General features: G+C 69.9%; 21 protein-coding genes. 18 read left to right on the plus strand and 3 right to left on the minus strand.

Going from position 1 to position 20,529, the window contains the following annotated elements; all coding sequences use genetic code 11:
* Nucleotides 1-59: 59 nt before the first annotated feature.
* The 3 genes from ACFVDO_RS07930 to corA are packed head-to-tail and all read left to right on the plus strand — an operon-like array spanning nucleotide 60 to nucleotide 3,829.
* Nucleotides 60-1,445, plus strand: coding sequence for an ATP-dependent RecD-like DNA helicase (locus ACFVDO_RS07930; RefSeq protein ID WP_378855113.1), 1,386 nt, complete (start codon nucleotides 60-62; stop codon nucleotides 1,443-1,445).
* Nucleotides 1,446-1,476: 31 nt separating this feature from the next.
* A complete protein-coding gene (locus tag ACFVDO_RS07935) occupies nucleotides 1,477-2,766 on the plus strand; it encodes a serine hydrolase domain-containing protein (protein ID WP_378855111.1) in 1,290 nt (429 codons plus the stop codon).
* Nucleotides 2,767-2,812: 46 nt separating this feature from the next.
* Complete coding sequence (gene corA, locus ACFVDO_RS07940; protein ID WP_378855109.1) at nucleotides 2,813-3,829, plus strand: magnesium/cobalt transporter CorA; 1,017 nt, start codon at nucleotides 2,813-2,815, stop codon at nucleotides 3,827-3,829.
* A gap of 3 nt (nucleotides 3,830-3,832) precedes the next feature.
* On the opposite strand, the gene ACFVDO_RS07945 is transcribed toward corA, so the two are convergent.
* Entirely contained in the window at nucleotides 3,833-4,894 is a 1,062-nt protein-coding gene (locus ACFVDO_RS07945) for a YeiH family protein (RefSeq protein WP_378855107.1), read from the minus strand.
* A gap of 83 nt (nucleotides 4,895-4,977) precedes the next feature.
* Here ACFVDO_RS07945 and ACFVDO_RS07950 point away from each other — a divergent pair, with 83 nt between their 5' ends.
* The 13 genes from ACFVDO_RS07950 to ACFVDO_RS08010 all read left to right on the plus strand — a co-directional run bounded on the left by ACFVDO_RS07950 (nucleotide 4,978) and on the right by ACFVDO_RS08010 (nucleotide 18,166).
* Nucleotides 4,978-5,898: a LysR family transcriptional regulator gene (locus ACFVDO_RS07950; RefSeq protein WP_378855105.1), complete on the plus strand. Its 921-nt coding sequence runs from the start codon at nucleotides 4,978-4,980 to the stop codon at nucleotides 5,896-5,898.
* A 153-nt stretch (nucleotides 5,899-6,051) separates the two neighbouring features.
* Entirely contained in the window at nucleotides 6,052-6,729 is a 678-nt protein-coding gene (locus ACFVDO_RS07955; protein WP_378855103.1) for a sirohydrochlorin chelatase, read from the plus strand.
* Nucleotides 6,730-6,884: 155 nt separating this feature from the next.
* Nucleotides 6,885-8,606 (plus strand): nitrite/sulfite reductase, encoded by a 1,722-nt coding sequence (locus tag ACFVDO_RS07960; protein ID WP_378855101.1) that lies wholly within the window; start codon nucleotides 6,885-6,887, stop codon nucleotides 8,604-8,606.
* Nucleotides 8,603-9,343 (plus strand): phosphoadenylyl-sulfate reductase, encoded by a 741-nt coding sequence (locus ACFVDO_RS07965; RefSeq protein ID WP_378855099.1) that lies wholly within the window; start codon nucleotides 8,603-8,605, stop codon nucleotides 9,341-9,343. Before ACFVDO_RS07960 ends, ACFVDO_RS07965 begins: the two co-directional genes overlap by 4 nt.
* Entirely contained in the window at nucleotides 9,340-10,296 is a 957-nt protein-coding gene (cysD, locus tag ACFVDO_RS07970) for a sulfate adenylyltransferase subunit CysD (RefSeq protein ID WP_378855097.1), read from the plus strand. Before ACFVDO_RS07965 ends, cysD begins: the two co-directional genes overlap by 4 nt.
* 89 nt (nucleotides 10,297-10,385) lie before the next feature.
* On the plus strand, nucleotides 10,386-11,717 hold the full coding sequence (locus ACFVDO_RS07975) for a sulfate adenylyltransferase subunit 1 (protein WP_378855095.1): 1,332 nt from the start codon (nucleotides 10,386-10,388) through the stop codon (nucleotides 11,715-11,717).
* 95 nt (nucleotides 11,718-11,812) lie between these two features.
* Nucleotides 11,813-12,877, plus strand: coding sequence for an ABC transporter substrate-binding protein (locus ACFVDO_RS07980; RefSeq protein WP_378855093.1), 1,065 nt, complete (start codon nucleotides 11,813-11,815; stop codon nucleotides 12,875-12,877).
* Nucleotides 12,877-13,728, plus strand: coding sequence for an ABC transporter ATP-binding protein (locus ACFVDO_RS07985; RefSeq protein WP_378855091.1), 852 nt, complete (start codon nucleotides 12,877-12,879; stop codon nucleotides 13,726-13,728). Before ACFVDO_RS07980 ends, ACFVDO_RS07985 begins: the two co-directional genes overlap by 1 nt.
* A gap of 133 nt (nucleotides 13,729-13,861) precedes the next feature.
* Nucleotides 13,862-14,740, plus strand: coding sequence for an ABC transporter permease (locus tag ACFVDO_RS07990; protein WP_378855089.1), 879 nt, complete (start codon nucleotides 13,862-13,864; stop codon nucleotides 14,738-14,740).
* Nucleotides 14,737-15,510, plus strand: a complete 774-nt coding sequence (cobA, locus tag ACFVDO_RS07995; RefSeq protein WP_378855087.1) for a uroporphyrinogen-III C-methyltransferase — start codon at nucleotides 14,737-14,739, stop codon at nucleotides 15,508-15,510. The genes ACFVDO_RS07990 and cobA overlap by 4 nt, the downstream gene beginning before the upstream one ends.
* A 16-nt stretch (nucleotides 15,511-15,526) precedes the next feature.
* On the plus strand, nucleotides 15,527-16,921 hold the full coding sequence (locus tag ACFVDO_RS08000; protein WP_378855085.1) for an FAD-dependent oxidoreductase: 1,395 nt from the start codon (nucleotides 15,527-15,529) through the stop codon (nucleotides 16,919-16,921).
* Nucleotides 16,918-17,247, plus strand: a complete 330-nt coding sequence (gene fdxA / locus ACFVDO_RS08005; protein ID WP_378855083.1) for a ferredoxin — start codon at nucleotides 16,918-16,920, stop codon at nucleotides 17,245-17,247. Before ACFVDO_RS08000 ends, fdxA begins: the two co-directional genes overlap by 4 nt.
* Nucleotides 17,240-18,166, plus strand: coding sequence for an NAD(P)/FAD-dependent oxidoreductase (locus tag ACFVDO_RS08010; RefSeq protein ID WP_378855081.1), 927 nt, complete (start codon nucleotides 17,240-17,242; stop codon nucleotides 18,164-18,166). The genes fdxA and ACFVDO_RS08010 overlap by 8 nt, the downstream gene beginning before the upstream one ends.
* A gap of 63 nt (nucleotides 18,167-18,229) precedes the next feature.
* Here ACFVDO_RS08010 and ACFVDO_RS08015 read toward each other — a convergent pair whose 3' ends face one another.
* Together ACFVDO_RS08015 and ACFVDO_RS08020 are read right to left on the minus strand one after the other, a co-directional pair.
* A complete protein-coding gene (locus ACFVDO_RS08015) occupies nucleotides 18,230-18,691 on the minus strand; it encodes a phage tail protein (RefSeq protein WP_378855079.1) in 462 nt (153 codons plus the stop codon).
* Between the two features lie 56 nt (nucleotides 18,692-18,747).
* Nucleotides 18,748-19,338: a TetR/AcrR family transcriptional regulator gene (locus tag ACFVDO_RS08020; RefSeq protein ID WP_378855077.1), complete on the minus strand. Its 591-nt coding sequence runs from the start codon at nucleotides 19,336-19,338 to the stop codon at nucleotides 18,748-18,750.
* A 135-nt stretch (nucleotides 19,339-19,473) separates the two neighbouring features.
* On the opposite strand from ACFVDO_RS08020, the gene ACFVDO_RS08025 reads away from it, so the two are divergent.
* A complete protein-coding gene (locus tag ACFVDO_RS08025) occupies nucleotides 19,474-20,016 on the plus strand; it encodes a dihydrofolate reductase family protein (RefSeq protein ID WP_378855075.1) in 543 nt (180 codons plus the stop codon).
* 102 nt (nucleotides 20,017-20,118) lie between these two features.
* Nucleotides 20,119-20,514, plus strand: coding sequence for a VOC family protein (locus ACFVDO_RS08030; protein WP_378855073.1), 396 nt, complete (start codon nucleotides 20,119-20,121; stop codon nucleotides 20,512-20,514).
* The last annotated feature ends 15 nt before the right edge of the window (nucleotides 20,515-20,529 follow it).

A 20,529-nucleotide genomic window follows, 5' to 3' on the forward strand; every position in this document is an offset into this window, starting at 1 on the left:
GCCGCTGGGACGAAGCCGAGCGCGAGCGTCGCCCCCGGCATCCGTCTTAACATGGTGGCGTGTCTCTGCCGCCGCTCTCCGAGGAACAGTCCGAGCTGTTCCGGCTGATCGAGGACTCCTCAGACCACGTGTTCATCACCGGTCGCGCCGGCACCGGCAAGTCGACGCTGCTGCAGCATTTCGCCTGGAACACGAAGAAGCAGATCGCGATCTGCGCGCCGACGGGTGTGGCCGCGCTGAACGTCGAGGGCCAGACGATCCACTCGCTGTTCCGGCTGCCGATCGGTCTGATCGCCGACGGCGACATCGAGCAGAACGATGGCACCCGGCGCATCCTGAACGCGATCGAGACCCTCGTGATCGACGAGGTGTCGATGGTGAACGCCGACCTGATGGATGCGATCGACCGCTCCCTGCGGCAGGCCAGGGGTCGCCGTGGCGAGCCGTTCGGCGGCGTCCAGGTCGTGATGTTCGGCGACCCGTACCAGCTCGCGCCCGTGCCGCCGCGTGGCGATGAGCTGCGCTACATCCAGGACCACTACCGCTCGTTCTGGTTCTTCGACGCGAAGGTGTGGACCGGCGGCCAGGCCGACGAGGGCGGGATGCTGGACATCGGCGCGCACGGCGCGAAGCTGCACGTGCGAGAGTTGGTGCACATCCACCGGCAGTCCGACGACGGGTTCAAGCAGATGCTGAACGCCGTGCGGTACGGACGGGTCACGGCGGAGATCGCAGGTGTGCTGAACGGGCAGGGTGCGCGCCCGGCCCCCGAGCCGGAGCCCGGTGAGGTGCCGATCATCACGCTCGCCACTCGCAACGACATCGTCACGCGGATCAACACCCGCCATCTGCAGGCGCTCTCGGGGAGGGAGCAGACCGCCGCAGCCGAAGTCAACGGCGACTTCGGCCGCGGTGAGGGGAACTATCCGGCCGAGCTCGAGCTGAAGCTCAAGGTCGGCGCGCAGGTGATGTTCCTGCGCAACGACACCGCGATGCAGGGCGAGCCGCCGCGCTGGGTGAACGGGTCGATCGGCACCGTCACCCGCATCCTGGGCGGATCGGTGCGGGTCGAGCTGGACGGCGAGGAGGTCGACGTCGAGCCGGCCGTCTGGGAGAGGTTCCGCTACGCCTACAACCCGGGCACCAAGACCCTCAGCCGGGAGGTCGTGGCCGAGTTCACGCAGTTCCCGCTGCGGCTGGCATGGGCGGTGACGATCCACAAGTCGCAGGGCAAGACCTACGACCGCGCGGTGATCGATCTCGGGTCAGGGGCGTTCGCCCCTGGACAGACCTACGTCGCTCTCAGCCGCCTGACCTCGCTGGACGGGCTGTACCTGAGCCGGCCCCTGCGGCCCAGCGACATCCGCGTCGATCCGGACGTCACGCGATTCATGCGCGAGGCATGGGAGGCGCGGCAGGGCGCGCTCCCAGCATCGTCATCCTAGAATCAGGGGCATAGTCACGGGAGAGGCATCCATGCAGCATCGTTCGTCGCGCCGTCTGCGCGCTGTCATCGGCGCGTCCGCGGCACTCGCTCTGCTCCTCACGGGATGCTCCGTCGGCGAGTCGACCTTCAGCTACACCCCACCCGAGCAGGTCGACGCGCACCTGCCGAAGGCGACCACCGACCAGATGCAGAACGCCGTGCAGGACGCGATGAAGGCCGCCGGTGCCTCCGGCGCGATCGTCGGCGTCTGGGCCCCGTGGAGCGGCACCTGGGTGGAGGCCTTCGGCACGCAGGGCGCCGGCAGCGACACCAAGGTGACGACCGACATGTCGTTCCGCGTCGCGGACGTCACCCGCATGATGACCTGCGACGTGCTGTACGGCATGGCCGACGCCGGCGACATCAAGCTCGACGCGAAGGTGCCGAAGTACGTCTCCGGCGTCGCCGACCTGAAGGACGTCACCCTGCTCGACCTGTGCAACGGCACGGCGGGCATCGGTTCGTCCGAGGCTGCCGCCAAGGCGGCTTGGCTGAACACCCCCGACCGCCAGTGGCAGCCGCTGCAGCTCGCGAGCTACGGTCTCGGCCAGGCGCGCACCGAGCCGCACACCGGGTACCGGGACTCCGACACCGCGTACCTGCTGCTCGGTCTCGCGCTCGAGCGCGCTTCCGGTCTGGATGCCCGCTCGCTGATCGAGCAGTACGTGACGGAGCCGCTCGCGCTGGAGAACACCCAGCTCCCGTCGAGCACGTCGGCCGAGCCGAAGCCGTCGCCCGCGCTGACCGGCAGTTACCTGCCGGCCGTGCAGGGCGGGTACGACTGCACCGCGCCCGTCAACATCACGAAGATGTCGTCGAGCGCCGGTTTCACCGACTCCGGTGCCACCTCGACGATCGAGGACCTGGGCCGGTACGCGCAGGCGGAGGCCCAGCAGGGACTTCGCGGCGAGAAGGTCGAGAAGAAGCGCTTCGACGCCCCGCTCAAGGTGAGCGCTGACGGCGCCTCCTGGTTCCAGGCCACCGGCGGTGCCTATGTCGTCGGCTCGATGATCGGTCAGCACGGCTGGACGCCGGGCTACGCCACCGCCGCCTACTCCGACCCGAAGACCGGATTCACGGTCGCGGTCACGCTGAACAACTCCACCTCGGGCAGCGTGATCGCCCGTGACCTGGCATGGCAGCTGGCTGCGCTCGGTTCGAAGGCACCGGCCGCGAAGGGGCAGAAGGCCCCGGAGTTCGCCCTGCCCTTCACCGCGGAGCAGTACAAGAACGAGATCGCCAAGTCGGCGGTCGTGTGCGTGGCGCCGCCCAAGAAGTGAGCTCGCGCCGCTCGGGTTAGGCTCGACCCGAGCGGGAGGTGCGGTCATGGCCATCGTCGACAACGGCATCTACGTCGCCGGCGTGCGCACCGAGAACCCGCGCAGCCTGGACGAGACGTTCGTGCGGATGCGGGAATGCGGCGGCATGGGCTGGATCGGCCTCTACCGCCCCGCTGCCGAGGAGCTGCGGGCAGTCGCCGACGAGTTCGGACTGCATGAGCTGGCGGTCGAGGACGCGCTGCGTGGGCACCAGCGGCCCAAGATCGAGCGGTACGGGGACGTGCTGTTCGTGGTGCTGCGCCCCGCGCGCTACATGGACGCCGAGGAAGAAGTCGAGTTCGGCGAGGTGCACATCTTCGTGGGGCCCGACTTCGTCGTCACAGTGCGCCATGCCGAGGCACCCGATCTGCACCGGGTGCGGAATCGCATGGAGTCGCAGCCCGCCCTGCTCGCTCTCGGCCCCGAGGCGGTGCTGTACGCCATCCTCGATGAGGTGATCGACGAGTACACGCCGGTCATGCTGGGCCTCGAGAACGACATCGACGAGATCGAGGCGCAGCTCTTCGTCGAGGACGCGGATGCCACGCAGCGGATCTACGAGCTGGCCCGCGAGGTGATCGACGTGCAGAAGGCGACGCAGCCGCTCACCGGCATGATCGACGCGCTGCTGCGCGGCGGCGAGAAGTACGCGGTCGATGAGGAGCTGCAGCGCTATCTGCGCGATGCTCAGGACCACGCGCTGCGCATTGCCGATCGGGTGAGCACATTCCGCAGCGTGCTGGACAATGCGCTCACGGTCGAGTCCACCATCGTCGCCCGCCGCCAGAACGAGGAGATGCGGCTGATGACCGAGGAGAGCATCCGTCAGGGCGAACAGATGAAGAAGATCTCCGGATGGGCGGCGATCCTGTTCGCGCCGACGCTGGTCGCGGGCATCTACGGCATGAACTTCGACCGGATGCCCGAGCTGCACTGGGCGTTCGGCTATCCGATGGCGATCGGGATGATGCTGGCGCTCGGCGTCGGCCTGTACGCCGTGTTCAAGAAGAACGAGTGGCTGTAGCCGTCACCAGCCCAGCGCCCCGGTCACCGCGATCGTCGCGAGCGACGTCAATGTGACCAGCGCCCACAGGATCGCACCGAGGGCGAGCGGGCGCCAGCCCGCACGACGCAGGGCCGGGATGTCGGTGGACAGGCCGATGCCGGCCAATGCCATCGCGATGAGGAAGATGCTGGCCTGCACGAGGAAGTCCCGTGGTCCCTCGGGGATGACGCCGAGCGAATTCACCACCGCCACGATCACGAAGCCGATCAGGAACCACGGCACGAGCTTCGCGATGCGGCGCGCGGTGAGGCGCTGCCCCGCGGCATCCTTCCGGGCCTCGATCACTGACAGGCCGATGCTGATCGGGATGATCATCAGTGTGCGCACCAGCTTGACGACGACGGCGAAGCCGAGTGCGGCGGTGCTGAACACGCTCGCAGCGGCGACCACCGAGCTGGTGTCGTTGATCGCCGTGCCGGCCAGCAGGCCGAAGGTGTGCGGGTCCATGTTCAGCGCGTGCCCGAGCAGCGGGAACAGGACGACGGCGAGGATGTTGAACAGGAAGATCGTCGAGACGGCGTAGGCGATCTCGGCGCTGGCCGCGCCGATCACCGGCGAGACGGCGGCGATGGCGGATGCTCCGCAGATGCCGGTGCCCACGCCGATGAGGGTGCGCAGCCTGCTCTCCACCCGCATCGCCTTGCCGATCCACCACGCGCCGAGCAGGCAGACGGCGAGAGTCGTCAGCATGATGGGCAGCGACTCGAGTCCGACCTGCACGATGCTGCCGATCGACAGCTGCACGCCCAGCAGCACGACGGCCAGCTGCAGCAGGAACTTGCCGGAGTACTCGACGCCGGGCCGGATGCGGGCGTCCGCCCGCTCCGGCAGCATCCGCCCGCGCAGCAGGGAGAGCAGAACGCCGATGATGATCGCCGGCACGGCGGAGCCGAGCACGGGCACGAGCCGACCGATGCCGGTGGAGATCACCGCGATCCCGGCCGTGACGAGCACGCCGGGGAGCACCTCGGCGCCGCGGCGGGTGAGCCGCAGCGGCAGGGTCTGCGGGGGAGAGAAGAGCATGATTCCAGCGTTCCTGTCGCGGGGCGTGGGCGGTAGACGGCGCGCGCCGATAGGGGTACAGGCTGGGGTTGTAGCATGGCCGGATGCGAGACGTTCCCGACCTCGACGCGCTCGAGCTGCTCGCCGCGGCCGCGCGACTCGGCTCGATCTCCGCCGCAGCGCGCGAGTGCGGCATCTCGCAGCAGTCGGCGTCGGCCCGACTGCGCAGCGTCGAGCGGATGCTCGGCATGGAGCTGTTCCTGCGCACGCCGCAGGGCGTCGTTCCGACCCCGGAGGGCGAGACCGTCGCATCCTGGGCAGGCGAGGTGCTCGCCGCCGCAGAGCGGTTCCGCGCCGGAGCCGAGACGATGCGCGATGAGCGCCGCCGAGAGCTGACCGTGGCGGCGAGCCAGACCGTCGCCGCACACATGATCCCGCGCTGGCTGGTCGCGCTGCGGGAGCGGCAGGTGCGTGCCGGACGGGTGCCGACCGCCGTGCGCCTGCTCACCGCCAACAGCGCCGAGGTCGAGCAGCTGGTGCGCGAGGGACGCGCCGAGCTCGGGTTGATCGAGTCGTCCGTCATCCCCGCAGGGCTCTCGCACACAACGGTGGGCACGGACGGACTGGCGCTGGTCGTCGCGCCGCAGCATCCGTGGGCGAAGCGGCGCGTGACGCTCGACGCTGTCGCCGACACTCCTCTGGTCGCCCGCGAGACGGGCAGCGGCACCCGGCAGGCGTGGGAGGACGAAGTGCGGTCGCGGCTGTACCGAGACCCGGCCGCGCCGATCGCGGTGCTGTCCACCACGGCGGCGGTCCGCTCCGCGGTCGCCGAGGGGCTGGGCCCGGCTGTGCTCTCGCGTCTGGCGACCGCCGACGACATCCGTCTCGGCCGTCTGGTCGAGGTGTCCTTGGCGGATGCCCCGCTGCAGCGCCCGATCACGGCGCTGTGGCGCGGCGGCGCGCGTGACCTGTCGCCGACCAGCCGCGACCTGATCGAGGTGGCGGTCGGTCGCAGAGACGCCTGACGGTCAGGGGCGCCCGTCGAGCGGCGGCCGAGGAGGCATTCGCTGGGGCGGAGTTCACGCGCTGGGGAGGAGGATCGTGTTGGATGTGTCCTCCCGTGCGTGAGAGTTCCGCCCGGACGCGTGGAGCCGCGACGATCGCACTAATCTGTGGGAATGGATCCCGCGCTGCTGGCCGTCTCTCACGGCACCTCCGACGCGCGGGGGGCCGCGGACGTGCGGGCGCTCGTCGCCGCAGTGCGTGCCGCCGCGCCGCACCTCGCGGTGCATGAGGCGTTCGTCGACGTGCAGGACCCGGATGCGGCCGCGGCGCTCGCCGCGATCAACGGACCGGTCGTCGTCGTGCCGCTGCTGCTCTCCAGCGGCTTCCACGTGTTCCACGACCTGCACGGGATCGTCGAAGGACGAGCGGATGCCGTGGTCGCCGACCCCCTCGGGCCCGACCCGCGTCTCGCCGGGGTGCTGGCCCGCCGGCTGCCGGCCGGCGACGAGGTCGTGATCGCGGTCGCGGGCTCGCGCGACGACCGCTCCGCCGTCGATGCGGAGGGCATGGCCGAGCAGCTCGCGGAACGTCTCGGGCGTCCGGTGCGCATCGGCTATCTCGCGGCGCGCGAACCCGAACTGGGGGCTCTGCTCGCGCAGCATCCGGATGCGGTGGTGTCGACGTATCTGCTCGCGCACGGGTACTTCAACGACCTCACTCGGAGGCGCGCCGCCGGGCATCCGATCTCGAAGCCGCTGCTGGACGGCTCCGAACCGCCCGCCGAGCTCGTGGAGCTCGTGCTGGAGCGCTTCAGTGCCGCTGCCGCACAGCTTGATCGCGCGCACGAATAACACGAGATCGCCTCTGAACCGCTTTTCTTTCGAAGCATGACGGGGCGTGACAGGCCTTGACGCCATAAGTCATTCGGCAGTTCCCCTGCGCGATCCAGCGATCTAGTGTCCTCTCGTGGCGATGCCTCCCGACGCATCGTGTAGGAGAGCGAACCATGACCGTTGAGCAGCAAGCACCCGTCCGCGGGGCGCGGACGCGCACCTCGAGGGCACCGTCCAAGCCGCACGGCCAGTGGGCGGTCGACGGCACGGAGCCACTGAACGCCAACGAGGAGTTCAAGCTGGCCGACGGCGGGCTGAACGTCCGTGAGCGCATCGAGCAGGTCTACGCCAAGGGCGGCTTCGCCTCGATCGATCCCACCGACCTGCACGGCAGGTTCCGCTGGTGGGGCCTGTACACGCAGCGCAAGCCGGGCATCGACGGCGGGCGCACCGCCCAGCTCGAGCCGCACGAGCTCGAGGACGAGTACTTCATGCTGCGGGTCCGGATCGACGGCGGACAGCTGACCACCGAGCAGCTGCGCGTGATCGGCGGGATCTCCACCGAGTTCGCCCGCGACAGCGCCGACCTCACCGACCGGCAGAACGTGCAGCTGCACTGGGTGCAGGTCGAGGACGTCCCCGAGATCTGGCGCCGGCTGGAGGCCGTCGGCCTGAGCACCACCGAGGCCTGCGGCGACGTGCCGCGCGTCATCCTCGGGTCGCCCGTGGCCGGCATCGCCGCTGACGAGATCATCGACCCGACCCCGCAGATCCGTGAGATCGCGGATCGCTTCATCGGAGACCCGACCCTCGCGAACCTGCCGCGCAAGTACAAGACCGCCATCACGGGGCACCCCAGCCAGGACGTCGTGCACGAGATCAACGACTGCGCGTTCGTCGCCGTCGAGCACCCCGAGCTCGGCATCGGCTACGACATCTGGGTGGGCGGCGCGCTCGCTGCGGTGCCGCGGCTGGGCGAGCGACTCGGCGCTTTCGTGGCGCCCGAGCGGGTCGGCGAGGTGTGGCACGGCGTCACGCAGATCTTCCGCGACTACGGCTACCGCCGGCTGCGCAACAAGGCCCGCTTGAAGTTCCTCCTCGCCGACTGGGGCGTCGAGAAGTTCCGCGAGGTGCTCGAGACCGAGTATCTGGATGCTCCGCTGCCGGACGGCCCCGCGGCCCCCACGCCCACCACGATCGGTGACCACGTGGGCGTCCACCGGCAGAAGGACGGCCGCTTCTACGTCGGCGCCGCTCCGCTGGTGGGCCGGGTGTCCGGCACGACGCTGACCGCACTGGCCGATCTGGCCGAGGTGCACGGCTCGCACCGCATCCGCACCACGCCCCACCAGAAGCTGCTGGTGCTGGACGTGCCCGAGGGCGAGGTCGACGGTCTGGTCTCGGGTCTCGACGCGATCGGCCTGTCGTCGCGGCCGAGCCTGTTCCGCCGCGGCACGATCGCGTGCACCGGCATCGAGTACTGCAAGCTCGCGATCGTCGAGACGAAGGTCAACGCCGCGCAGGCCATCCAGCAGCTCGAGGAGCGCCTCGGCTCCCTCGAGCCCGAGATCGGGCGCCCCATCACCCTGCACGTGAACGGATGCCCGAACTCGTGCGCCCGCATCCAGGTGGCCGACATCGGTCTGAAGGGACAGCTCGTGACCATCGACGGCGCGCAGGTTCCCGGATACCAGGTGCACCTCGGCGGCGGGCTCGCCGGAGTCGGACGCGGTGAGGCCGGCCTCGGCCGGACCGTCCGCGGACTCAAGGTGCCCGCCGACGGCATCGCCGACTACGCGGAGCGCGTCATCCGCCGGTATCTCGCCGACCGCGACGGTGCCGACGAGACGTTCGCGAACTGGGCGCACCGCGCGGACGAGGAGGCACTGCAATGAGCACTCCCGTGACGATCAGGCCCGCGCGCCGCTCGGCCGAGGCGCTGCGCGCGCTCGCCGAGCGCGGCGCACGCGAGCTGCGCAGCAGGGAGCAGGGCGAGGCGAGCCCCGCGGAAGTGGTCGCCTGGATCGCGGAGAACTTCGCCGTCTCCCAGGTCGCCGTCGCCTGCTCGATGGCGGATGCCGCGCTGCCGCACCTCGTCTCGCAGGATCTGCCCGGCGTCGACGTGCTGTTCCTCGACACCGGCTACCACTTCCTCGAGACGAGGTTCACCCGCGACGAGGTCGCGCGCGACCTGGACGTGAACATCGTCGACGTGAAGCCTGAGCAGAGCGTGCGCGAGCAGGATGCCGCGTACGGCAAGGATCTGTTCGCCCGAGACCCCGCCCTGTGCTGCGCTCGCCGCAAGGTCGAGCCGCTGCAGCGGGCGCTCGGCGACTACGAGGTGTGGTTCACGGGCGTGCGCCGCGACGAGGCTCCGACCCGCACCGACACTCCGTTGATCGTCTGGGACGAGCGCAACGGCCTGATCAAGGTCAACCCGGTCGCGAGCTGGAGCTTCGACGATCTCATCGACTATGCCACCGAGCACTCCGTGCCGGTGAACCCCCTCGTCGCGAACGGCTACCCGTCGATCGGCTGCGCGCCGTGCACGAAGCCGGTCGCCGCCGGCGAGGACCCCCGATCCGGCCGCTGGGCCGGACTGGCCAAGACGGAATGCGGGCTGCACCTATGAGCACCATCGACTCCTCCCCGGTCGTTGAGCGAGCGAAGCGAGACGAAACGCCTTCCGTGTCAGGACTCTCCGCTCTCGACCTGCTCGAGGCCGAGGCGATCCACATCATCCGCGAGGTCGTCGCCGAGTTCGAGCGGCCCGTGCTGCTGTTCTCCGGCGGCAAGGACTCCGTGCTCGTGCTGCACCTGGCGGCGAAGGCGTTCGCTCCTGGCCGGGTGCCGTTCCCTGTGCTGCACGTCGACACCGGGCACAACTTCCCCGAGGTGATCGCGTTCCGCGACGAGACGGTCCGCCGGCTCGGTCTCACGCTCGAGGTCGCCAGGGTGCAGGACTACATCGACGATGGCCGCCTGGCCGAGCGCCCTGACGGCACCCGCAACCCGCTGCAGACGCAGCCCCTGTTGGACGCGATCGCCCTCGGCCGGCACGACGCCGTGTTCGGCGGTGCCCGCCGCGACGAGGACAAGGCCCGAGCCAAGGAGCGCATCATCTCGCTGCGCGACGAGTTCGGGCAGTGGGATCCGCGCAACCAGCGCCCCGAGCTGTGGAGCCTGTACAACGGCCGTCACCTGCCAGGGCAGCACGTCCGTGCGTTCCCGATCTCGAACTGGACCGAGCTCGACGTGTGGCGCTACCTGGAGCGCGAGAACATCGCACTCCCGCCGCTGTACTTCGCGCACGAGCGCGACGTGTTCCGCCGCGACGGCATGTGGCGCGCGGTCGGCGAGGTCTCGCAGCCGCGGCCCGACGAGCAGGTCGAGCGTCGCGTGGTGCGGTACCGCACCGTCGGCGACATGAGCTGCACGGGCGCCGTGGAGTCGGATGCCGCGGATGCGGCATCCGTGGTCGCCGAGGTCGCGCGCTCCACCATCACCGAGCGCGGTGCGACCAGAGCGGACGACCGCATCAGCGAGGCCGCCATGGAGGATCGCAAGAAGGACGGGTACTTCTGATGACTGTCGACACTGAAAGCGAACGTCCTTCGTCTCGCGTAGCGGATCCTGAGCGAGCGGAGCGAGACGAAGGGCGCTCAGGAACCGGCGTGTTTGCGGACCCTGAGCGAGGAGCGCAGCGACGAGACGAAGGGCGTGCAACCCTGTTCCGGTTCGCGACCGCGGGTTCGGTCGACGACGGCAAGTCGACCCTGGTCGGCAGGCTGCTGCACGACGCGAAGGCGATCCTCGCCGACCAGCTCGAGCAGGTGCAGGCGACCAGCAGGCAGCGCGGGTTCGCGCACGGCGACTTCGATTTCGCGCTGCTCACCGACGGACTGCGTGCCGAGCGCGAGCAGGGCATCACGATCGACGTCGCGTACCGCTACTTCGCGACCGACCGGCGCAGCTTCATCCTCGCCGACTGCCCGGGCCACGTGCAGTACACGCGCAACATGGTCACCGGTGCCGCGACCGCCGACGCGGTGATCGTGCTGGTCGACGCGCGCAAGGGCGTCGTGGAGCAGACCCGCCGGCACCTCGCCGTCGTGTCGCTGTTGCGCGTGCCGCACGTGATCATCGCGGTGAACAAGATCGACCTGATCGACTTCGACGAGGACCGCTTCCTCGAGATCGAGCTCGAGGCAGAACGCGTCGCCGAGCAGCTCGGCCTGCGCGGCATCCACGTACTGCCCGTCTCGGCGCTCGAGGGCGACAACATCGTGGACCGCTCCGAGCGCACGCCCTGGTACAACGGCGACACGCTGATCCAGCTGCTCGAGACGCTGCCCAGCGCCGATGAGGCCGACGCCGTGGCATCCGATCTTCGCCTGCCGGTTCAGCTGGTGCTGCGCCCACAGGGCGGGCTGTCGCCCGAGATCGAGAATCCCGAGCGGTACCGTGACTTCCGCGGTTTCGCGGGGCGCATCTCGTCGGGTCGGGTGGCGGTCGGCGATCGCGTCGAGGTGTTCCCCGGCGGGCACCTCACGACGGTCACCGGCGTCTTCGTCGCCGGCGAGAGGGCGGATGCCGCGGCTGCGCCGCAGTCCGTGACCCTCACGCTGGCGCACGAGCTGGATGCCGCGCGCGGCTCCGTGATCACCGCGGCCGGCACTGCGCCGGACGGGCAGCGTGAGGCCGTCGTCGAACTGTTCCAGCTGGACCAGCGCGAGGTCATCGCCGGCGCGAAGGTGCTCGCCAAGCACGGCACCGCGACCGTGCAGGCGCTGATCGCCGAGGTGCTCGACCGCCGTGACCTGGAGACGCTGGACCACGAACCGGCATCCGTGCTGGCCGTGAACGAGATCGGACGGGTGCGCCTGCGCTTCGCGGCGGACCTGCCGCTCGAGCCGTACACGACCGATCGCGCGGGCGGCTCGCTCGTGCTCATCCATCCGGGCGACGGGGCGACGCTGGCCGCCGCGACCGTCGTCGCCCCTTGAAACCGCGGTTCCTGAGCGAGCGAAGCGAGACGAAGGGCGCTCAGGGACCGTCTGACCATCCACCCCGCAACACCTATGCCGAGGAGGCGAAAACCGTGAAGAATGCTCGCAAGACCACCGCTCTGACCGCCCTGGGACTGGCCGCCATGATGCTCGCGGGCTGCGCCGCGGCATCCGCCGATCAGGGCGCAGGCAAGGACGACCTCGACGAGCTGCGCCTGGGATACTTCGCCAACGTGACCCACGCACCCGCGCTCGTCGGCGTCTCGGAGGGCATCCTGCAGGACGCCCTGGGTGACACGAAGTTGAAGACCGAGGTCTTCAACGCCGGACCAGCCGCGGTCGAGGCGCTCTCGTCCGGAGCGATCGACGCCGCCTACATCGGCCCGAACCCGGCGATCAACACGTTCATCCAGTCGGGCGGGCAGTCGGCGAACATCATCGCCGGTGCGACGTCCGGCGGTGCGGCCCTGGTCGTGAACGACAAGATCGCGGACGTCTCGGACCTGAAGGGCAAGACCCTCGCGACGCCGCAGCTCGGCAACACGCAGGACGTCGCGCTGCGCAGCTGGCTGGCGGACGAGGGCCTGAAGACCTCGGTCTCGGGCGGCGGCGACGTGAACATCACGCCCACCGAGAACGCGCAGACCCTGACCCTGTTCCAGGACGGCAAGGTCGACGGCGCCTGGCTGCCCGAGCCCTGGGTGTCACGCCTCGTGGTGGACGCCGGCGCGAAGGTGCTCGTCGACGAGAAGGACCTCTGGAAGGACGGGAACTTCCCGACCACGGTGCTGCTGGTGCGCAAGGACTTCGCGAAGGAGCATCCGGAAGCCGTCGACGAGCTGCTCGCCGGGCACATCGCCTCGGTGCAGTGGCTCGACGACAACGCAGACAAGGCGCCGGCCGTGATCAACGGCGCGCTGGAGGATGCCACCGGCAAGGGCCTCTCCGACGCGGTGCTGGCCCGCGCTCTGCAGAACGTGACGTTCACCGTCGATCCGCACGCGGAGACCTTCGAGAAGCTCGTCAGCAACGGGCTGGCCGCCGGCACGCAGAAGAAGGGCTCGATCGACGGGCTGTTCGACCTGCGGGCGCTGAACGCGCAACTGAAGAAGGACGGCCAGGACCCGGTGTCGTCAGCGGGACTCGGAGAGGACTGATGGGCGCGCTCACCGAGGAAGCGGCGCGGGATCAGGCGCGGTCCGCCGCACCCGCGGGCCGGCTGACGCCGAGCTTCGACGGCGTGACGCCGCTGGCGGCGCCCGCTCCCGTCGTCGCCCCCTCGGTGCGCGTCTCGCACGTCACCAAGCGGTACGGCGCAGGTCCGGTGGTGCTCGACGACATCTCGCTGGACATCGCCCCCGGCGAATTCGTCTGCCTGCTCGGGGCGTCCGGTTGCGGCAAGTCGACGCTGCTGAATCTCATCGCCGGGCTCGAACCCGCGACTGCGGGCGAGATCGTCACGCCCGACGGCGGTGCGGCCGTCATGTTCCAGGAGTCCGCGCTGATGCCGTGGCTCACCGCTCGCAGGAACGTCGAGCTCGCGCTGCGGCTGCGCGGCCTGCCGCGCAGGGAGCGGCGCGAGGAGGCCGAGCGGCTGCTCGGCACGGTGAATCTCACCGAGGCGGCCGACAAGCGTCCGCATGAGCTCTCCGGCGGGATGCGGCAGCGCGTGGCGCTCGCCCGCGCCCTGGCGCAGGACCGTTCGGTGCTGCTGATGGACGAGCCCTTCGCCGCGCTGGACGCCATCACCCGTGACCTGCTGCATGAGGAGCTGGAGCGGGTCTGGCGCGCCACCGGGCGGACGATCGTCTTCGTCACCCACAACGTGCGCGAGGCGGCCCGGCTGGGGCAGCGGGTCATCCTGCTCTCCAGCAGGCCGGGCCGTATCGCGGGGGAGTGGCGCATCCGCAACACCACCGGGCGCCGCATCGAGTCGCCCGAGGTGGCGGCGCTGGCCACCGAGATCACCGCCGAGCTGCGGAAGGAGATCGCCCGCAATGCCTCGTGATGTTGAGACGCGTCGGGTCCTGAGCGAGCGGAGCGAGACGAAGGGCGCTTCGCTCGCTCAGGGTGCGGAGGGTCGGACCCTGAGCGACGAGCGGAGCGAGGAGCGCCGTACTGAGCGAGCGGAGCGAGACGAAGTGACGAAGGGCGCCCCGGACGAGCTGTCCACGCTTTCCGCCGGCCTCGATCGCCTGCAGTCCGATGAGGTGCAGCGCCGGTCCCCGGTGCGCGAGGTGCTCGCCAAGGCGCTGCCCCCGATCATCCTGCTGCTGGTGCTGCTCGCGGCCTGGCAGCTGTACGTCACACTTGCGAATCCGCGGCCCGACAAGGCACCCAGTCCGGTGCAGGTCGTGGCGGCGCTCGGCGACGCGTGGGCGTCCGGCCGCCTGCAGGAGGCCCTGGCTACCAGTCTCGAGCGCGGCGTGATCGGCTTCCTCATCGCGATCGTCATCGGCACGGCGCTCGGCATGCTGCTCGCCGAGGTCAAGGTGCTCCGCCGCGCGGCGGGCCCGCTGATCTCGGGTCTGCAGGTGCTGCCCTCGGTGGCCTGGGTGCCGGCGGCCATCATCTGGTTCGCGCTCTCCGACGCCACCGTGTACTTCGTGATCCTGATGGGCGCCATCCCCTCGATCGTGAACGGTCTGCTCTCGGGCGTCGACCAGGTACCGCCGCAGCTGCGCCGGGTCGGCACGGTGCTCGGCGCCAGCCGCTGGCAGCTCGCCACCGAGGTGGTGCTGCCGGCATCCCTGCCCGGGTACGTCGCCGGTCTCAAACAGGGCTGGGCCTTCTCGTGGCGATCGCTGATGGCCGCCGAGATCATCGCCACCGGCGGATCGATCGGCTTCGGGCTCGGCTCGATGCTGCAGCAGTCCCGCGAGCTCGTCGACCTGGCGTCGGTGCTCGGCACGATCCTGCTGATCCTCGCGATCGGAATCATCATCGAACTCGTGATCTTCGGCCCCCTCGAGCGGCGGATGCTGCGCAGCAGGGGCCTCATCCTGGGAGGTGCCAAGTGACCGGACGCGTCACCCTCGTCGGAGCAGGACCCGGTGATGCCGGGCTGCTCACCCTGCGCGGACTGCGCGCGCTGCAGCAGGCCGATGTCATCGTCGCCGACCGTCTCGGCGCCCGCGCGGTGCTGGAGCAGCTCGCCGCCGAGGGGTTCGAGCTCACCGCCGACGTGATCGATGTCGGAAAGCTGCCCGGCCACCACAGGGTGCCGCAGGACGGCATCAACGCCCTGCTCGTGCAGGAGGCCCAGGCCGGACGGAACGTCGTGCGCCTCAAGGGCGGTGACCCGTTCGTGCTCGGTCGCGGGCGTGAGGAGCAGCTGCATTGCGAGGCCGCCGGCATCCCGGTCGATGTCGTCGCCGGGGTCACCAGCGCGATCTCGGTGCCGGCCGCCGCCGGCATCCCGGTCACGCATCGCGGGGTCGCCGCATCCTTCACCGTCGTCAGCGCGCACGACCAGATCCAGCACCTGCCCGGCGGAGCCGACCACACGGTCATCCTGCTGATGGGTGTCAACACTCTCGGGCACTCGGCGCACGTGCTCGCCGCCGGCGAGCGCGGGGCGGACTGCCCTGTCGCGATCGTCGAGGACGGCTATGGCGAGGGCCAGCATGTGACGATCGGCACGCTCGGAACCATCGCCCACCTCGCCGCCGCGCGGGAGGTGCGCTCGCCCGCGGTCGTCGTCGTCGGCGACGTCGTGCGCCTGAGCCCGGATGCCGTCGCCGCAGCCCCGCCCTGGACCGACGCGCTGCTCACCCTCTCTTCACTCTGAGTACGAAAGAACCACCATGACCTCTCCTCTGCACCTTCGTGTCGCGATCGTCGGATCGGGCCCGGCCGGCATCTACGCCGGCAACCTGCTCGCGAAAGCCGTCTCCGAGCGCGGCGGCAGCGTCGAGATCGACCTGTTCGAGTCTCTGCCCGCGCCCTACGGCCTGATCCGGTACGGCGTCGCCCCCGACCATCCGCGCATCAAGGGCATCGTCACGTCGCTGCACGACATGCTCGATGCGTTCCCGGACACTTCGTCAGGCTCCGCGTCCGGGGAGCGCCGCACCATCCGCTTCATCGGCAACGTCGAGGTCGGCAAGGATCTCGGCCTCGACGAGCTGCGCGAGCGGTACCACGCCGTCATCCTCGCCACCGGTGCGATCCGAGACGCCGAGCTGGACGTGCCCGGCGTCGACCTGCCCGGCTCCTACGGCGCCGCCGACTTCGTCGCCTGGTTCGACGGGCATCCGGATGTCGCGCGCACCTGGCCACTGGATGCCGCATCTGCGGCCGTCATCGGCAACGGCAATGTCGCACTCGACGTGGCGCGCGTGCTCGCCAAACACGGCGAGGACCAGCGCAGCACCGACGTGCCGGACAACGTGCTCGCCGGCCTGGAGTCGTCCGCGATCACGGACGTGCACGTGTTCGGGCGCCGTGGGCCGGCCGACATCAAGTTCACGCCCATCGAGCTGCGCGAGCTCGGCGAGGTGCGCGACGTCGACATCGTGCTGCACGACGAGGACTTCGACGGTGTGGACGCGGCATCCGCGCCGAACAACCAGTTGAAGGTCATGCTGCGCACGCTGAACGGATGGCGCGACCGCGAGGTCGGGCAGGCGAGTCGCCGGCTGCACCTGCACTTCTGGCAGCGCCCGGTGGAGATCACCGGTGACGGCCGCGTCGAGGGGATCCGATTCGAGCGCACCCGCATCGAGGACGGGCAGCTCGTGGGCACCGGCGAGTTCCGCGACTACGACGTGCAGGCGGTCTACCGCGCGGTCGGCTACTACGGCACGCGCGTCGGGGGTGCGCCCTTCGATGAGCGACGCGGCGTGGTGCCGAACGACGCCGGACGCGTCGACGGCGAGCCAGGGCTGTACGCGACCGGCTGGATCAAGCGCGGCCCGGTGGGCCTGATCGGCGCGACCAAGTCGGACGCCCTGGAGACGATCACGAATATCGTGGCCGACGCTGAGGGGGGCGCGCTCACGGCGATCGAGGTCGACACCGACATCCTCGACCTGCTCGACGAGCGGGACACCGAGTACACCACCTGGGACGGCTGGGTGGCGCTGGATGCACACGAGCGCCACCTCGGCGAGACCCACCAGCACGCCCGTGAGCGGGTCAAGGTCGTGCCGCGCGAGGAGCAGGTCGCCGTCTCGCGCGACGGGGCACTCGTCCGATGACCTACGTGATCGCCCTGCCCTGCGTCGACGTCAAGGACAGGGCCTGCGTCGACGAGTGTCCGGTGGACTGCATCTACGAGGGCGAGCGTTCGCTGTACATCCACCCGGACGAGTGCGTGGACTGCGGCGCCTGCGAGCCCGTCTGCCCGGTCGAGGCGATCTACTACGAGGACGACCTGCCCGACGAATGGCAGGACTACTACAAGGCGAACGTCGAGTTCTTCGACGAGATCGGATCGCCCGGCGGCGCCGCGGGTGCGGGCGTGTACGACTTCGACCACCCGGTCATCGCAGCGCTCCCGTCGCAGGGAGAAGGCCATGACTGACGAGCCCTACGACGTGCTGATCGTCGGCGGCGGCCCGGCCGGTCTCTCCGCCGCGCTCAACCTGGGCCGTGCGCTGATGCGGGTGCTGCTGGTCGACGCCGACCGCCCGCGCAACGCGGCCACGCTCGTCTCGCACGGCTTCCTCACGCGCGACGGCGTGCCGCCGCACGAGCTGCGCCGCATCGCCCGTGAGGAGCTCGCCGGCTACCCGAACGTCGAGGTGCGCACCCGGCAGCGGGTGTTCGGCATCGAGGAATCGGATGCCGGATTCTCGGCGTCTCTGGGCCGTCGTTCCCCGGAGGAGACAGTGACCGCGCGGGCCGTGCTGCTGGCATCCGGTCTGCGTGAGACCCTGCCCGACGTGCCGAACCTGCGCGGCTTCTACGGGGTGAGCCTGTTCAGCTGCGTCGCCTGCGACGCGTGGGACCTGCGCGACCGCAGGCTGGCGCTGATCGGCGAGAGTGCCGACCTGGCCGCCCGTGCCCGGCTGATCTCGCGCTGGACCGACGCGCTCACCGTGTTCACGCACGGGTCCGACGCGATCCGGCCGGACGAGGAGGCCGAGCTGCTCGCGCAGGGGATCGCCGTGGAGCGCGCCCCGATCCTGGAGCTGAGCGGCGAGAAGGGCTGGATCACCGGCATCCGTCTCGAAGGCGGTGCCGAGTATGCGATCGACGGCGGCTTCGTGCAGCCGCGCTGGGATGCCGAGCTCGGATATCTGCGGGGACTCGCACCGGATGCGGACGACGAGGGGCACCTGGTCGTGGACCGCTCGGGGCGCACGTCACGTGCCGGCGTGTACGCCGCGGGCGACATCGCCTCACCCGGCCCGCAGCAGCTCATGGTCGCGGCCGGTGCGGGCGCCCGCGTCGCCGCGGTGATCGTGCACGACGCGGTCGGCATCACGACCACGCACTGAGACGGGGCGAGGTTCGACCCGGTGCCTGTGCGCGGCCTGAACACCGGCTTGGCGCGGATCAGCTCAGTACTCGCCCTTGACCACGAAGTACGAGCCGCGGATGGTGCCGGCCAGCTTGGACTTCTGACGGGCGAACTTGAAGTCGCTCAGCTCGTCGGGGACGTCCATCCCGTCGGAGAGCTTGAAGCCCACGGCCCGCTTGCCGCCCTCGGCCAGCTCGTAGAGCAGGTTGATCGCAAGCCCGGACTCGTAGAACACGTAGGACCAGCGGATGCCGGGAACCGGCGGCTCGGCCACTTCGAGCGCGGGGGAGGCGATGACGATGCCGCGCTCCTCGGCGAGCACACGGGTGACGAGGTCGAGGATCTCTGCTCCCTCGGAGGCCGGCATCGTGGTGAAGGCGATGTCGTACTTGTTGTGGAAGTAGCGCGCCTCGTTGGCGCGCAGGCCGGCGAGAGCGTCGGCGACGGGCGAGGACTCCAGGCCCACGGTGGACACGTTCACGAAATCGACGACGTAGGACATGGGTTCAGTCTGGCACCGCGAAGGACCTCGTCGCCGGGTCACTTCCGGTTTGTCCGTCAGGACGCGCCGTAGCGGGCCGCGATGGTTCGAGCGGCTTCCTCGATGGCCTTCTCTCGCTCATCGTCGGTCAATGACCACGTGCCGTGGACGAGGCGGGGCCAGAAGATCGACGACGCGATCATCCCGAGGAACTGGGCGGATGCGGTGTCGGGATCGTCGATCTCCGCGACCCCTGCCGCGTGCGCATCGCGAAGGAAGCGTGCCAGCGCCATGAGCACCGGCAGCGTCCCGAAGTCGAAGGTGCGCTTGCGCAGCTCGGGGAACCGGGGCGACTCAGCTATCACCGTGCGCATCAGCGCGGTCATCTCGGGCCGGAGCAGAAGCTCGCCGTAGGCCCGCCCGAGCGCCGCGAGGCCGGCGCGGAAGTCGTCCGCGGGCACGTCGATGGGAACCAGGTCGGGCGCCGCGCCTGCTGCGAGCACGGTCGCCTCGAACAGCTCTGCCTTGGTCGGGAACTGTTTGAAGAGCGTCGCCTTCGATACGCCCGCCTCCTGAGCGATCTGTGCGAGCGATGTGCGGTCGTAGCCGTTCTCCAGGAACAGGCGGGCGCCGGCGGCGAGCAGCGAAGCGCGGTTCGCCTCGGCCATCGCGCGATGGTATGCGGAATCGCCGCGTGTCATGTCACCAGTATCGCATAGAGGTGGGTGCATTGACTTACCTCTTGATTGACGGTTACGGTGTAGAGGTGAGTCAAACGACTCATATCTGAGGAAGGAGCAGCAATGGCCACCGTGATCGTCCATGCCACCATCACCCTCGACGGGTACCTCGCAGATCCGGACGGCGGAGTCGACTGGATGTTCGGCAGGCCTTCTGCTCCCGAGGACGATGCCGTCGTTGAGCGGGTCATGAACCGCATCGGAGCGGTCGTCGGGGGCGCGAACAGGACCCGGACGATCGAGGACGGGGAGATCCCGTATGGCGGCATGCTGAAGGTGCCGGTCTACCTGATGACCCACAGCGAGCAAGAGCCGATCCACCATGGCGGAACCACCTACACCTTCGTCGTCGACGACATCGAGGACGCCGTGGCGCAAGCCTCGCGGGTCGCCGGTGAGGGCTGGGTCAGCCTGCTCGGCGGCAGCATCTCGCGCCAGTGTCTGCGACTCGGGCTCGTCGATGAGCTCCATCTGGACATTGCCCCGGTGCTGCTCGGCAGCGGCATCTCCCTGTTCGAAGGTCTGGGACAGCGGATCGAGCTCGAGCGCCTCGAGACCTCCGCATACGCGAGCGAGACCCACCTTCGCTACCGAGTGCGCCGGTAGAGCCTCGTCGGGATCGGGCCTGGCGTGGCGAGGCGCGCTGCCGGTAGCGTCGGCCGGGTGCCTCCGCGCCGTCCGGCCGGGGTCCGTTGACAAAGGAGTTCCATGGTCTCGCGTATCGACGCCATCAACATCACCGCCCGTGACCACGAGTCGCTCGGCGCTTTCTGGAAGCAGCTGCTCGCGTTGCAGGAGGACCCGGACAACCCGAACAACCCGGGTGACCCGGTGACGGTGTACCTCACCGGTCCGATCGCCGTGCGCTTCGAGTTCCAGCCCGTCGACGAGGGCAAGGCGTTCGCGCCGCGCATCCACTTCGACCTGAACCCCGTCGACACCACCCGCGACGCCGAGGTCGAGCGGCTGCAGGAGCTCGGCGCCACCGTCGTCGCCGACCGCCGGCGCGAGAACGGCAGTGGGTACGTCACCATGAGCGACGTCGACGGGAACGAGTTCTGCGTGCAGCGCAGCCCGGAAGAGGTCGCGGCCGCGGGTCAGTGACTTCCGCTCTCGCGC

This window comes from Microbacterium sp. NPDC057741 (assembly GCF_042798735.1).
Lineage (GTDB): Bacteria > Actinomycetota > Actinomycetes > Actinomycetales > Microbacteriaceae > Microbacterium.

What these genes read in the sequence shown, in the direction of transcription:
- corA (WP_378855109.1), top strand. Translation starts at nt 2,813, where the DNA reads ATGGCCATCGTCGACAACGGCATCTACGTCGCCGGCGTGCGCACCGAG.
- ACFVDO_RS07960 (WP_378855101.1), top strand. Translation starts at nt 6,885, where the DNA reads ATGACCGTTGAGCAGCAAGCACCCGTCCGCGGGGCGCGGACGCGCACC.
- ACFVDO_RS07945 (WP_378855107.1), bottom strand. Translation starts at nt 4,894, where the DNA reads ATGCTCTTCTCTCCCCCGCAGACCCTGCCGCTGCGGCTCACCCGCCGC.
- cysD (WP_378855097.1), top strand. Translation starts at nt 9,340, where the DNA reads ATGAGCACCATCGACTCCTCCCCGGTCGTTGAGCGAGCGAAGCGAGAC.
- ACFVDO_RS07955 (WP_378855103.1), top strand. Translation starts at nt 6,052, where the DNA reads ATGGATCCCGCGCTGCTGGCCGTCTCTCACGGCACCTCCGACGCGCGG.
- fdxA (WP_378855083.1), top strand. Translation starts at nt 16,918, where the DNA reads ATGACCTACGTGATCGCCCTGCCCTGCGTCGACGTCAAGGACAGGGCC.
- ACFVDO_RS07965 (WP_378855099.1), top strand. Translation starts at nt 8,603, where the DNA reads ATGAGCACTCCCGTGACGATCAGGCCCGCGCGCCGCTCGGCCGAGGCG.
- ACFVDO_RS08030 (WP_378855073.1), top strand. Translation starts at nt 20,119, where the DNA reads ATGGTCTCGCGTATCGACGCCATCAACATCACCGCCCGTGACCACGAG.
- ACFVDO_RS08025 (WP_378855075.1), top strand. Translation starts at nt 19,474, where the DNA reads ATGGCCACCGTGATCGTCCATGCCACCATCACCCTCGACGGGTACCTC.
- ACFVDO_RS07985 (WP_378855091.1), top strand. Translation starts at nt 12,877, where the DNA reads ATGGGCGCGCTCACCGAGGAAGCGGCGCGGGATCAGGCGCGGTCCGCC.
- ACFVDO_RS08000 (WP_378855085.1), top strand. Translation starts at nt 15,527, where the DNA reads ATGACCTCTCCTCTGCACCTTCGTGTCGCGATCGTCGGATCGGGCCCG.
- ACFVDO_RS08010 (WP_378855081.1), top strand. Translation starts at nt 17,240, where the DNA reads ATGACTGACGAGCCCTACGACGTGCTGATCGTCGGCGGCGGCCCGGCC.
- ACFVDO_RS08020 (WP_378855077.1), bottom strand. Translation starts at nt 19,338, where the DNA reads ATGGCCGAGGCGAACCGCGCTTCGCTGCTCGCCGCCGGCGCCCGCCTG.
- ACFVDO_RS08015 (WP_378855079.1), bottom strand. Translation starts at nt 18,691, where the DNA reads ATGTCCTACGTCGTCGATTTCGTGAACGTGTCCACCGTGGGCCTGGAG.
- ACFVDO_RS07950 (WP_378855105.1), top strand. Translation starts at nt 4,978, where the DNA reads ATGCGAGACGTTCCCGACCTCGACGCGCTCGAGCTGCTCGCCGCGGCC.
- ACFVDO_RS07935 (WP_378855111.1), top strand. Translation starts at nt 1,477, where the DNA reads ATGCAGCATCGTTCGTCGCGCCGTCTGCGCGCTGTCATCGGCGCGTCC.